General features: G+C 38.7%; 9 protein-coding genes. 4 read left to right on the forward strand and 5 right to left on the reverse strand.

Annotated elements, in window-relative coordinates; all coding sequences use genetic code 11:
* Positions 1–45: 45 nt before the first annotated feature.
* Positions 46–3,360 carry a DUF4175 family protein gene (locus ASG14_RS00970; protein WP_056869203.1) on the reverse strand — a complete coding sequence of 1,105 codons (3,315 nt, stop codon included), beginning with the start codon at positions 3,358–3,360 and terminating at the stop codon, positions 46–48.
* 225 nt (positions 3,361–3,585) lie between these two features.
* On the opposite strand from ASG14_RS00970, the gene ASG14_RS00975 reads away from it, so the two are divergent.
* Together ASG14_RS00975 and ASG14_RS00980 are read left to right on the forward strand one after the other, a co-directional pair.
* Entirely contained in the window at positions 3,586–5,088 is a 1,503-nt protein-coding gene (locus ASG14_RS00975) for a family 16 glycosylhydrolase (protein ID WP_056869204.1), read from the forward strand.
* A gap of 72 nt (positions 5,089–5,160) precedes the next feature.
* Positions 5,161–7,536, forward strand: coding sequence for a phosphocholine-specific phospholipase C (locus tag ASG14_RS00980; protein ID WP_056869205.1), 2,376 nt, complete (start codon positions 5,161–5,163; stop codon positions 7,534–7,536).
* Positions 7,537–7,633: 97 nt separating this feature from the next.
* Here the strand turns inward: ASG14_RS00980 and ASG14_RS00985 are convergent, their stop codons facing one another.
* The 4 genes from ASG14_RS00985 to ASG14_RS01000 form a co-directional block, all read right to left on the reverse strand.
* Complete coding sequence (locus ASG14_RS00985; RefSeq protein ID WP_056869206.1) at positions 7,634–8,203, reverse strand: DUF2911 domain-containing protein; 570 nt, start codon at positions 8,201–8,203, stop codon at positions 7,634–7,636.
* A gap of 106 nt (positions 8,204–8,309) precedes the next feature.
* Complete coding sequence (locus tag ASG14_RS00990) at positions 8,310–8,495, reverse strand: hypothetical protein (protein ID WP_056869207.1); 186 nt, start codon at positions 8,493–8,495, stop codon at positions 8,310–8,312.
* Between the two features lie 60 nt (positions 8,496–8,555).
* On the reverse strand, positions 8,556–9,335 hold the full coding sequence (locus tag ASG14_RS20460; RefSeq protein WP_369817216.1) for a polysaccharide deacetylase family protein: 780 nt from the start codon (positions 9,333–9,335) through the stop codon (positions 8,556–8,558).
* Positions 9,245–11,089, reverse strand: a complete 1,845-nt coding sequence (locus ASG14_RS01000) for a glycoside hydrolase family 9 protein (protein WP_235528476.1) — start codon at positions 11,087–11,089, stop codon at positions 9,245–9,247. The genes ASG14_RS20460 and ASG14_RS01000 overlap by 91 nt, the downstream gene beginning before the upstream one ends.
* A 114-nt stretch (positions 11,090–11,203) precedes the next feature.
* On the opposite strand from ASG14_RS01000, the gene ASG14_RS01005 reads away from it, so the two are divergent.
* Together ASG14_RS01005 and ASG14_RS01010 are read left to right on the forward strand one after the other, a co-directional pair.
* On the forward strand, positions 11,204–11,830 hold the full coding sequence (locus ASG14_RS01005; RefSeq protein WP_056869209.1) for a TetR/AcrR family transcriptional regulator: 627 nt from the start codon (positions 11,204–11,206) through the stop codon (positions 11,828–11,830).
* Positions 11,827–13,146, forward strand: a complete 1,320-nt coding sequence (locus tag ASG14_RS01010; protein WP_056869210.1) for a TolC family protein — start codon at positions 11,827–11,829, stop codon at positions 13,144–13,146. Before ASG14_RS01005 ends, ASG14_RS01010 begins: the two co-directional genes overlap by 4 nt.
* The last annotated feature ends 6 nt before the right edge of the window (positions 13,147–13,152 follow it).

The raw sequence follows: 13,152 nt of genomic DNA on the forward strand, positions 1-13,152 counted from the left end.
TCACTAAGCTTATATGAAGAATTCAGATATTATAAGCTTTAAGAACTAGCGTTCTACATTTAGTGATTTTAAATATTCGGCAATCTTATTTTTGTAATAATAGTTTAAGCTTGGTGGCAGCTTTTGTAGCAAATCGTTTCCGTTCTTTTGCTCTTTTTTAAATTGTTCAATCATTTTCTGGTAAGTCGGAGGAAATTCTTTGGCTGCTTTACTTTCACGTTTAGAATCTTCCTCTTGTTCGCGTTCTGCTTTTTCTGCTTCTAAAAGCTTGGTTAACAGTTCTTTTTGTCTGTTTAGCGTTTCTTGCTGCAAACGTTTATTCACCAAATCACTTTCCGTTTGCTTCATCTCTTTGATGGCTTCGTTTAGGTTGCCCATTTTCCCTGAACCATCTTTATTTTCCTCACGATTGATTTTTTCCAATGCCTGGCGAATCATTTGCTGTTGTTGTGCCATCTTTCCAAACTCCTGGCTCATCTGCCCTTTACCAATAGTTCCAGAGTTCCCTTCAGATTTTTGCATTTGCTCACGGGCCTTTTGCATACTCTTGTTCAGTTGTTCCTGCATTTGAGAAAGCTGCTTCATGCCTTGCTTTTGCTTTTTGCCGCTTCCAGGTTTTGAATTTTTCTGCATATTCTGCAACTGATTCAGCGCCTCACTCAACATCAAACTTAAATTGTTAATAGAAGTCATTGTAAATTGCTGATAACGATTAGCTTCAGGCGTTCTCCTGTCGCCTAAACTTTCCAAGCTTTTATCGAGGTTGAAATTTATTTTATTCATTTCCTCATTAACCGTTGATTCAATTTGAGGCACACGCTTACTTAAAGCATATAAACTATCGGAAATAGTTTTTAAATTGTCTTTAATGCTACGCTGTTTTTGCACATTGGTCGTGTAAGATGGATCTGCTGAAGTCATTCTTTTCAGTGCTAACATTACTTTTTCCTGTTCAAAAGATGTGTTGAGGAGATTTTCGAGCAGTTTTCGCAATTCTTTAGCATTCAAATTATTTTCCATTTCCTCACCCTGTTGCTGCATTTCGCTCATTTTCTTCGAAAGCTTTTCCATCTGTTCTCCGGCTTTCTGTTGTTTCTGGCTTGCGTTTTTTGAGTCTTTTTTATCTAATGCATCCTTAACATCCTGTTGCTCTTTTTGAATCTCCTGAATATCTTTTTCCGGGTTTTCAAATGGATTTGGTTTTTCCAAGGTTTGGTTTTTTTCTTCCAGTTTTTTCAAATCATCCTTCAAATCTTTCATCTCCTTGTTTAACGCATCCTGTTTTTGTTTCAGCGATTCATTATCTGGTTTTTTATCTGCAGTTTGTTTACTCAGTTCTTTCTGTGCTTTAGCCAGTTCATTTAATCTATCGATATCGTTTTGGAGATTTTGTTCAAATTCCAGCTGCTTATAAAGTTCTAAGATTCTATCCAGTTCATTTTTGAGCGTTTTGTTGTCCAGTTGCATTTTAGAAAGTTCGTTCTGCGTTTGGTCCTTATTTTTCTCGTTCATCAAATTTTGCAATTTCTGCAAAAGCTCTTTGGTTTTCTCATCGAGCACATTATCAAACAAATCTTTAATCTGTTTTTGCTTTTCTATAAGTTCTTCGGTTTGCTTTTGGTCTTCCTGCTGCAGAATGTTTTTATCATTTTGCTCCTTAATTTCTTTAACCGCCTGGTCCAGTTGTTTTTGCTTATCAAGTAATGCTTCAATCTGCTTTTTATCTTCAAAGGAGATCTGTTTTTTATCAATAAGGCTTTCAGCTACTTTTTTGCTTTCCTTTTCGATGGTATTAGCCAGCCGGATGGCAGACTGCACTTTTTGCTTTAGCGCCTGGCTATTTGCGTTTACTTGCTCGGCAGCTTCTTTTTTGGTCGGCTGCTTAAATGTTTTTACGTCAGAGCGAGTTACTTTTGCCCCATTTACGCCATCGTTATCAGCCACTTCAAAATAGTATTCAATTTCTTGTCCGGGTTTTGCTGATGCCGTTTTCACATCCCAGAAGTAGAAAAATGCATTTTGGGTTGCCTTTGCATTAACGCTGATATTCTTGCTGAAGGAACGAACAGTTTTATTGTTTTCTTTAACGTTGTATTTAAAACTTAGCCTGCTGAAACCATAATCATCGCTAACCTGACCGCTAAAATAAACTGCTTTAGTATTAACAGAGTCTGGTTTTTCTTCAACCCGGATTGCCGGTGATTGATCTTTAATTACGTTAATTTGGTGTGTTAAAGAATCGCTTAGGGTTACAAATTCATTTTTTGGTGAGACACTATATTTAGAATTATTACGAATCGTAGCATTAAATGCAGATTCATCATCATCAACTTTTAAAATGTTTTGTTTTCCGTTTAAAATAAACAGAAGCGAATTGCTTTTGCCTGTTTTAAAATTCCAGGTTACGCGGGTTCCTTCAGGTAAAAGAATATCGCCAACATTTGCAATAACTTCTTGCTTTTTAGCTAAGTAAGCAGGGTAGGTTAATGTTGCTGTAGCATTCAACAATTCCGGGCGTGGTTTCACGCTAATCGTAAAAGCGGCCGAACTAAAGCCACCGCCTTTAAAAATCAATTTCTTATCGGTCTGAATATTTTTAACCGTGTAATTAAATTGGCTGATGGTTTTCTTATCGAGTTTATAGGTGTTTTTTCCATTTTCTACGTAAACCTCTGCAGGGAGCTCATCGCCGGCAAGTTTCAAATTAATGGTAAGGTCATTGCCCTGTGTAACAACCAGGTTTTTGTTTAAAACCGTAAAACTGAATGGCGCTTTGGGAGCAATGTATTCATCATATTTGAAGAAACTATTGGTTCCATCCCGCAAAATAGATGGCGCAATAAAGGCGATTAATAAAATTATCGAACTTGGAATAAAGAGGAATTTTAAATATTTCCGATTGTCGGTTATTCGAATGGCGGTGTAAAAAGGAACCGGTTTCAGGTCGAGAATTTTCTGATCGATACTGGCTAAAATAAGCTGATTACCTGGTGCATTTTCAGCAAGTTTGTGCAGCTGTAGCGTATTCAAAAGCTTATCCTTTATGTCAGAAAAATGATCTCCGATTATGATCGAAGCTTCATCAAAAGATAAATGTTTGCCTAATTTGAGCATCGAAAGCAGTGGCTTTATAATCAGCAAACCAACCAATACCACGCCGAGCAACAAGTAAGCAAAAAATATAAAGGTTTTATACCCGGCCGTTGGATTGAAATAATACAAACTCAAAAACACCAGCAGGTATAGTGCGAGCAATATTGTGGCCGAATAAATGGCACCCCGCAAAATCTTATTCAAATAAAATTTACGGATAAACTCATCTATCTTCCTCAACAAATCGTTGTAATTACTGCTCACCATATCAACGTAAATGTAAAAATTGTTCGTATCAATTAAAAGAAACCTCTTTAAGGTAACGTGTTTATTTCAATTAGTTTATCTGGAGGCGATAAATTAAACCTTAGGGGTTTCATATGGATGATTAAAATTTCTATCTTGTTAATAGTTAATACAAAGGTTACATAGATTTTAAACTAGTTTTATTAGAAAAATCTACTTTTGATTTTTTGTATAATCACCCCAAATATGAAACGAGCACTTATTTCGACATTAATGTTATTCATTTTCACGGTTTCTTTCGCCCAAAAATTTAACTGGAATAAAAACCAGGTAATTGCGCATCGTGGTGCATGGAAGAAGAATAGCTTTCCTCAAAATTCTATCGCATCTTTAAAAGAAGCTGTAAAATTAGGTTGCTATGGTTCTGAATTTGATGTGTGGATGACGGCAGATAATGTGCTCGTCATTAATCACGACCCGGAATTTCAGGGTTTAACCATCGAAAAGGTAAAATACGATGAGCTTTTAACTAAAACGATGAGTAACGGTGAGAAAATCCCTACGCTTGAAGCCTACCTGAAAGAGGGCAAAAAGCAAAAAACCACTAAACTCATCCTGGAAATAAAGCCTTCGTTAATCAGTAAAGAACGCGGCATCGACGTAACCAACAAATGTATTGAAATGGTTAAAAAGATTGGCGTTTTAGATTGGACAGAATACATCAGTTTTGATTACGATTACTGCAAGCGCATATTAGAAGTGCTGCCGAAAGCTAAAGTTGCGTATTTGAAAGGAGACATTGGTGCTGAACAGGTGAAAAACGACAAGATGCCTGGTGTAGATTATCATTACAGCATTTACCAGAAAGACGGGTGGATAGAAAACGCACATCGGGTAGGCTTAACGGTTAATGCGTGGACCGTAAATACCGTACCTGAAATGCAATGGCTTTTAGCACACAAAGTAGAATTTATAACTACAAATGAGCCAGAATTGCTTTTTGAAGAATTGAAGAAAACACCGGTTGCGGCTGGCTGGAAACTCAAATGGGCAGATGAGTTTGATGATAAAGGATTGCCTTTAGCGAAAAACTGGAGTTACGATGTTGGTGGAAATGGCTGGGGAAACAACGAGCTTCAATACTATACGGAATCAGATTCTGCGAATGCCAAAATTGTTAAAGGAAATCTGCTTCTTACAGCTATAAAAGCTGATAAAGATAAAAATCACTATACGTCGGCACGGTTGGCAACCAAAAACAAATTCGATTTTAAGTATGGTAGAGTAGAAGTAAGGGCTATGTTGCCTAAGGGTAGAGGTTTATGGCCGGCAATTTGGGCGTTACCTACCGATTGGAAGTATGGAAAATGGCCAAAAAGCGGCGAAATCGATATCATGGAGCACGTGGGTTATGAGCCAGACAGTGTTTATGGAACTGTGCATACAGAGAAATTTAACCACGTAATACACACTCAGGTTGGCAAAGGGGTAAAAGAAAATCCTTATGATGCGTACCACATTTATGCCATTGAATGGTATGAAGATAGAATGGACTTTTTTGTAGACGACGAAAAATATTTAACTTTCAAAAATACAGGTAAAGGTGCTCCTGAATGGCCTTTCGACCAAAACTTCCACCTCATTTTAAATATCGCTGTCGGCGGCGGTTGGGGCGGAAAAAAGGGTGTTGATGACGCCATCTTTCCGGCGACAATGAAAGTTGATTATGTACGGGTTTACCAAAAGTAAAGATGAGGAACGGACTAACAGCACTGCTGCTTTGTCCTTGCCCATTTGCATTGGTCAATAATTTTATGGCAAATGGATTCACGTAGAGAATTTCTGAAAAAGGCAGCACTTTTTGCTGGCGGTACGGGCCTGGCTAGTGCCTTGCCCGGTTCGGTTTTGAAAGCAATGGCTATAAATGCCGAGCCCGGCACTACTTTTCAAGATGCAGAGCATATTGTATTTTTGATGCAGGAGAACCGCTCTTTCGACCATATGTTTGGCAAATTGAAAGGCGTTCGCGGATTTAACGATCCTCATCCTCACATTCAGCCAGATGGAAACAAAGTTTGGCTGCAGAAGGATGGACAGGGCTATACTTACGCTCCGTTCCATGTCGACATTAACAAAACTAAAATTACCTGGCAGGGTGGTTTGCCACATTCCTGGAATGACCAGGTTGCCGCCAGGAATGGAGGAAGATACGACAAGTGGTTTCCGGTAAAATCGGCCATGACGCTATCTTATTACGATAGAAATGATATTCCTTTTTATTACGCACTTGCGGATGCCTTTACCGTGTGCGACCAACATTTCTGCTCATCCTTAACAGGAACTACGCCCAACAGACTATTCTTTTTTACAGGGACTGTACGTGGAGAAAAGAGTGCAAACCGGGTTGCGGTTGTAAATAACGACCAGGCCGAATCCCAGAACAATGTCTTTGTAGATTGGCCTACTTTCCAGGAAACCCTGGAAGATAATGGCATCGATTGGCGCATTTATCAGAACGAACTGTGGACATCAAAGCTTCCGGAGGGAGAAATTGACGACTGGTTAGGCAACTATGGCGATAACCCTGTTGAATATGTAAAAAGGCATAACGTTAAATTGTCTGCCTATTTTAGAAAAAATGGCGACAACACCGTAAAACCGGCTTTATCTGCGGCAGAGGTTCAGGCCAAATATGATAAATTATCACAGCGGGAGAAAAACCTGATTGATAAAGCTTTTCAAACGAACATTAATGAACAGAATTACCTCGAGCTGGCGCCATTTACGTTTACCAATGATGAGGAAAAATCTGAAACCGTTAACATTCCTAAAGGCGATATCTTTCATCAGTTTAGAAAAGATGTCGATGCCGGCAAACTTCCGGCAGTTTCCTGGCTGGTGGCGCCGCAACGTTTTTCTGACCATACCAGTTCTCCGCTTTATGGTACCTGGTATGTAAGTGAGGCTTTAGATATTTTAACCAAAAACCCGGAGGTTTGGAAGAAAACAATTTTCATTTTAACGTACGATGAAAATGATGGTTATTTCGATCATCAGCCACCGTTTGTTGTGGCTAACCCTGATGATCCATCGAGCGGCAAGGTCTCTGCAGGGATAAATTATGCGCAAGATTTTGAAGCTAAAAAAGGCAGTCCGATTGGTCTGGGATACCGCGTACCCATGGTTGTGGCGTCGCCCTGGAGCAAAGGTGGATTTGTAAATTCGCAGGTTTTCGATCATACTTCATCATTGATGTTTCTGGAGAAATGGCTGAGCAAAAAAACCGGTAAAAATATCAGGAGCAATAACATCAGCGATTGGCGGCGAAATATTTGTGGCGATTTAACCTCTGTTTTTCGCCCTTACAATGGCGGTGATATTACATCGCCGGCACCACTGAAACGTGAAACTGTTGTAACAAACATCAGCAATGCAAAGAATAAGCCGGCGCAAGTTGGCCCAACTGCATTAAATAAAACAGAAATCGCTAAAATTAACAAGTTCGAGTCTTTTTCGAGCCAAACATCTGCCTATGCGCCGAAGCAGGAGCAGGGTACAAAGCCTGCCTGTGCGCTTCCTTACCAACTTGCTGTTGATGCTAATTTAAGAGCGAACGAAATTGAGCTTACTTTTCAATCGGCAAAAACATTATTTGGTGAAGCAATTGAAACCGTGGGCGCACCTTTTAACATGAACACCAATGCAAATTTTAAAGGCGTAAAAGGCAAAGTTTGGGCCTACGCCGTTAAGGCTGGCGATACAATAACAGAAAAAATAAGCCTTGAAGATTTTGACAACGAAGTTTATGATTTTAGAATTACCGGACCAAATGGATTTTACAGGCATTTTACCGGGAGTAAAAAAAATCCTTCAATTAATATAAAAGCCGTGGCGGAACAGCGTGGCCTCGTTGTTAAAAATTTAACTGGTAATCTTAGTTTTATTATTGAGAATAACGGCACGGTGCCGGTAGAGATTCAGATTGTTGACAATAAATATAAAGCTGAAACTCAAAGCTTTGTGTTGAAATCGAAAACAACCAAAAATTTGATTTTAAACCTGACAAAAAATTTTAACTGGTACGACTTTACCATCTCCCAAATTGGAAACAATGGCTTTAAACATCGCTACGCGGGAAAAATTGAGACTGGACAAGTTACCGTAACCGACCCTTACATGGGCGGCGCTTTAGCTTAAAAGGGAAAAGCTTAATTAGAACTGTTTTCTAAGAACTACCATAAACAAAAAATGCTTCAGAATTCTGAAGCATTTTTTGTTTAATATTTTTAAAAGCTTAAAAAGCAATTGGCAGCTCGACTTGTGTTTTATCCCAGGCTGCAATTAAAGTTGCGCCGCCTGTTAGTGGTGTAAACGTTATCGAAAAGTATTCTATTGGTTTTGTTAAAGTTTTTACCGGGACGTTCAGCCGCACAATATCTTTTCCCTGGTCGTAAGTAAAAGCGCCCCATCGGTCAGTTTGCGAGTTGATAATAATTGTCCAGGTATCTTTATTTGGAATTGCAAATAAGCTGTATACACCCGGCTTAATTTTTTTTCCGCTTATGGTTACCTTTTTAAAGAACTGAATTTCTGTACTTTCATTTGCGCCGAAACGCCAGACTTTTCCAAATTGTTCCAGTACGCCAAAAATTTCCCGCCCCTTCTTTTGTGGACGTGAGTAAATAACACGTATTACCGGTTTAGTTGCATCTTCGGCTTTAACTTTCGCTGCGTTTAAAGGAAAGTAAACAATATCTGCCGGACTAGGGTCTGCAGGAGCAAATTTTACATCGGCACCGTTTGCCTCTTGTGCTTTGCTACCAAAACATAAAAGAACGAAAACAACAATGAAGATATTTTTCATTTGTAGATGGTTTGTTTTCATCAGTAATGAGCAAACGTGATTTCTAAATCAAATACGCTCATTTGAATTATTAAAGCCTAAATAGGATGTTTTGAGCGACCAAAGACTAGTATTTTCTACCTTTTACAATGGCATTTAAGAATAAGCCTGCGGTTAGCAAACCTAAAACACCACCTAATAAAGCGAAAATATAGCTTTGTGTAATTACGGCTCCTGTTAGCATACCGAAAAACAAACCTAAAGCATAATAAAGCCAGTTGAAGTTATTGTTGCTATTTTCTTGTGTACTCATTTTCTAAATTATTTGAGGCAAAGTTAATATTTATTTTAAAACTTGTTTCGTGATAAATACCTATTGGCTTAATAAATCATCAATTTTTTTTAATTCATAACCATTATTCTTTAAATATTTAATCAGCAGTGGCAGTTTTTCATAAAATTTATCAGTTCGCTGAGGGTCGGTACCAATATGTAACAGCAGAATGAAACCATTTAATCCGTTGGGATGGGATTCGTTATAGCTCGTAATCGACCTAAAAATCTCTTCTGAAGTTTTATAACTTTTTCCTAATTGCGGATAGGTGTAATCTGCATTAGAACGGGTTCCTGGAGAAAAATTTAATAAACTCGAGCCCTGCTCTTTTGTCCAGTCGGCTATCTTCTTATTGTACCATTCGTAAGGCGGCAAAAAGAACGGAGCGTCACCTTTACTAATCCCAAATCGAGCCAGTTCGACGTAGTTTGCGTCCAAATCTTTCTCAAATTGTTCTTTCGTAACCAGTAAGCTATCTCTTTTAGTCCAGTCGCAGTAAAGCAAATGTTTGTCAGAATGTGGCCCAAGATAATGCCCATCTCGTTTAAGGCTTTCAATTAACGCCTTGTAAGCTGGGTTCCTATAAAAATTTCCCGTGAGGAAAAATGATGCTTTTACATTATCGTCATTTAAACTTTTTCTAATGATTTCGCCTCCATCCGCAAACTCATCACCGGTAAATACCAGGGCTAATTTCTTGATGCTGGAATCGCCACGAACTGTTGCGCCTAAAAACTTGGTTTCGCCTCTGGCTGCAGAGGCACCAACTTTTTTGGCCTTGCCTGCGCCTCCTTTGCTGCGAGTAAGTAAATTAATGATGCGGTTCCGTCCATGGTTGGTTCATTGGTGCTATAATCGCCGTAATCATCGTGGTAAACCGCTAAATTGCTTTGGAAATCTTCATACTCATCTTCATTTGCCAATGTAATTCCAATAAGGCCTTTGTAGATGTTTGTATAAACAGGGCCGTCAACTAAACCGCCATCTATTGGATAATTTTTCAAATGTGTAAAGGCAGAGTGGGGGTCTTCGGGGGTATCTGCGCCGTTTGGTAGGCCATAAACCATGCTTGTACCCCAAGGGTTGCAACCGAAAAGCCAATCGAAATTTGCCTGTTCCAACGCATCAAAAGTTTCATCGCCTGTTAAATCTTTGTACCAGCCACATTGAATGGCGAACGATACCGTTAAATTGTTGCTGCACCATATAAAGGGGATGCCCCGGTAAAAAGCATTCTCTTTTGCACGGTTCCAAACCTGGTTTATACCTGCTTTGTAATAGCCGGTAATGTTAGCTTTATCATTTCCGGTAAGCTGTTTTGCCAGTTCATTATGCCCAATATTTATAAACGGATAATATTGATAATGTGCTGCGGTATCTTTCTGCATCCAGGGCGTAATTTTTTCTTTTTCCGCATAGCTAAGCGCATTCGCAATCGCTTGCTGATCTAATTTCTTTTTTCCAAAATTTAATGCAGCTGCTGCAAGCTCCATGTCATCAACCCAATTATCTTCTGCATATATATAAGGCGATTTTACGGATGCAGTTTGTGTTACGCCGGGTTTCTTTAGCGCAAACCGATAAGCTGTTTTAGCTTTTTTAGCTAACAACTCCGCATAAATGTTATCTTGGGATTTAAAAATAGTGGCACCCAAGCTAAAAGCGCTACTAAATTTTGCAGCCGTAGAACTTGTTCCTGTCGTGGCGTTTAGAAACTTTCCGCGTTGTTGCGGTTCGCCATTCATAAAGTAAAGCGGTCGCTCGAAGCCTTTACCATACTGGCTGTCTTCTTTCGGAATTCGCATTACCATGTGGTCGCGATCATCTGCAAGCTGATTAAACATGATATCTGCTTTAGGATGCATTTTTAACAACCAATCCAAACCCCACTTTGCTTCGTCTAAAATATCGGGCTTTGCGTTTTTTCCATCTAAACCATCTGCCTTTTTCTCATCTTCAAAAACCGAAGGAAAATCCCGGTAAGCCATTAATAAATGGTAGGTGGCATTTGCCGAGGTTGTAGAATACTGCAAATAATCACTGGCATCGTGCCAACCACCAGAAGCATTGAAATGAGTGCTGTCTTTAATTCCTGCCTTTGCGCCATAAAGCGCAAAACCGTCATGCGTGTGGCAACTATCTTTTAAATAAGGATTAAAGCCACTTCTTTGCTGGCGCATGTATCGAAGGCAAAAATCTGCAGCACCTTTGTAAACGCTGTCATTAATTAAAACTAATGGCGATGTAATGCCGTTGGCCTTCAAAAAGAAACTTCCGCTAGCCTTAAAGTCAGAAAAGTTTAACCTCGCAGTTTTACTGAACGGACCATATGCGTTAAAAGTTTTAATGTTCGATGATTTATAAACAACACGGTTTGTTTCTTTTTCGATGATTTCAAAATAAGCAGGAACCTCATTTGTTTTACTGCCCCAAACGGCAACTTTAATGGAGGCGGGCGTATAGCCAAGCAGATTGATTCTTATCCAGCTTTGCTGTTTATCGTTGCTGTTTTTTGCGAAACAAAACAACGTAATGGCAAGAGTTATACCAAAACATGCGCCTAAAACTTTCATACTGAACAGGAATTTATACCTAAAATTAGTGTTTTATCAAGGAATTGTAAAAGATGTAACAAAACATTTGGAAGTTAATCAATCGTTTGATTAATTTTGTGTCATTATAAAGAAATGAAGACAGAAAAAATAGATAAAAAACAAGCCATACTTGAGGCTGCCGAAAAACTGTTTTGCGAAACAGGTTATGAAGGCACTTCTACCCGCCAGATAGCGAAAGAATCTGGGGCTAATATGGCAATGATTAATTATTATTTCGGTTCTAAAGAAGGTGTTTTTATTGAGATTATGAACAACCGCATTGCCGGTTTTGCTTCTCAGTTAAGGATCATCAACGAAGACAAAATCTCATCATTAGAAAAACTGCACAAAGTTATTGAAGGTTATACGAACAGAATACTTGCAAATACAGCTTTTCATAAAATGATGCACAGGGAGTTGTCTTTAACTCAAAGACCTGAAATGTATGATAAAATCAAAGATGCGATGGGCCAGAATATGCTCCTTATCGACAGGATTATAACGGACGGAATAGAAGATGGCAGCTTTAATAAAGTGGATGTAAGGATGGTAATTGCTACCATTATGGGCACCATTACCAATATTGTTATCGCACCAAATAAGGTTGTGCCGTGTTCCAACTTTGATTTGAATAACCCAAAAGATAAAAAAATTATAAAGGAACGCGTTATTGCACACCTGCAGGATTTAACAACAGTTTATTTAACAGCAAAAAAATGATACCCAAATCGATTAGATTAATGCTTGCGGCATCATTAATTCCGGCGGCTTTATTTGCACAAAGCACTAAAGAATTAAATATAAACCAGGCAATTGAACTTGGCATAGCCAATAGTAAAAACTTAAAACTCTCTCAAAACAAAATAGATCAGGCTGTTGCACAGTTAGAGGTTGTAAAAGATAACGCCTTGCCAACTGCAAATGCGAGTTTCCTTTATAACCACGCAGAAATCCCGACTACTACTTTTACTTTACCCGGAGGTGGTTCTTCCTTGCAATTGCCGAAAAGAGCAGATGCTTTTGTGGGTACTGCAGCGGTTCAGGAATTGGTTTATGGTGGCGGAAAATTAAAGTATGCAAAAGAATCGACCAGGTTATTGGCTGATGTTGCCCGGTTGGATGCTGATAAAAGCAAGGAGGAAATAACTTACGCTGTAATAAATACCTATTACAATTTATATAAGGTTGAGCAGAGCAGAAAAGTTATCGATCAGAACTTAGAATCGATTGCGGCACAAATAAAGCAGTCTCAAAGGTTTTTCGAACAAGGAATTGTTACTAAAAACGATGTTTTACGCTTTCAGTTGCAACAGGCAAATGTTACCCTTACGCAGCTTGATATAGAAAGCAACCGTAAAATAGTGAATTACAACCTCGATATTCTTTTGGGCTTACCAGAAGATACGGAAGTAAAAATTACCGACCCAAGTGCAGGCTTAAAAGCCGCAGGTTCTTTGGGCGAGTATATTGGTTTAGCCATGGCAAACCGCCAGGAATTGAAGCAACTTGACGTGCAGAACAAGATTGCAGATTACAATGTAAAAACCGTTAAAGCAAATACATTACCAACTGTAGGCGTTGGCGCAAATCTATATTACATCAATCCAAGCGGGAACTTCATTCCGCCGGCAAATCAATATTTAATGCCGGTTACTTTAGGCGCTACGGTTAGCTGGAATATCGCCAGCTTGTGGACAAACAGAAATAAAGTAAGCGAAGCTAAAATTCAGCAAAGTGAAATTACGCTTCAAAAAGATGTTTTATCTGATAATGTAAAAACAGACATCAACAGGAATTTTCAAAACTATCAGGTGGCAATAAATAAAATTCAGGTTTTAGAAACTTCAATTGCCCAGGCAACAGAGAATGATAAATTACTGGCATCAAAATACAAAAATAATGTAGCATCTGTAACTGATAGAATTGATGCGGAAACCTTATTATATCAAGCTAAAATAAACTTAGAAATTGCTAAAGCTGATGCCGGCTTAGCATATTATACCTTACTAAAATCAACAGGAAAAATAACGCAATAAATACAG

Origin of the sequence: Pedobacter sp. Leaf194, assembly GCF_001423945.1 — a bacterium.
Classification (GTDB): Bacteria; Bacteroidota; Bacteroidia; order Sphingobacteriales; family Sphingobacteriaceae; genus Pedobacter.

Bases quoted from the DNA above. Each gene is read 5' to 3' on its own strand.
- ASG14_RS00975 (WP_056869204.1), top strand. From the start codon at position 3,586: ATGAAACGAGCACTTATTTCGACATTAATGTTATTCATTTTCACGGTT.
- ASG14_RS00970 (WP_056869203.1), bottom strand. From the start codon at position 3,360: ATGGTGAGCAGTAATTACAACGATTTGTTGAGGAAGATAGATGAGTTT.
- ASG14_RS00990 (WP_056869207.1), bottom strand. From the start codon at position 8,495: ATGAGTACACAAGAAAATAGCAACAATAACTTCAACTGGCTTTATTAT.
- ASG14_RS00980 (WP_056869205.1), top strand. From the start codon at position 5,161: ATGGATTCACGTAGAGAATTTCTGAAAAAGGCAGCACTTTTTGCTGGC.
- ASG14_RS01000 (WP_235528476.1), bottom strand. From the start codon at position 11,089: ATGAAAGTTTTAGGCGCATGTTTTGGTATAACTCTTGCCATTACGTTG.
- ASG14_RS01010 (WP_056869210.1), top strand. From the start codon at position 11,827: ATGATACCCAAATCGATTAGATTAATGCTTGCGGCATCATTAATTCCG.
- ASG14_RS00985 (WP_056869206.1), bottom strand. From the start codon at position 8,203: ATGAAAAATATCTTCATTGTTGTTTTCGTTCTTTTATGTTTTGGTAGC.
- ASG14_RS01005 (WP_056869209.1), top strand. From the start codon at position 11,204: ATGAAGACAGAAAAAATAGATAAAAAACAAGCCATACTTGAGGCTGCC.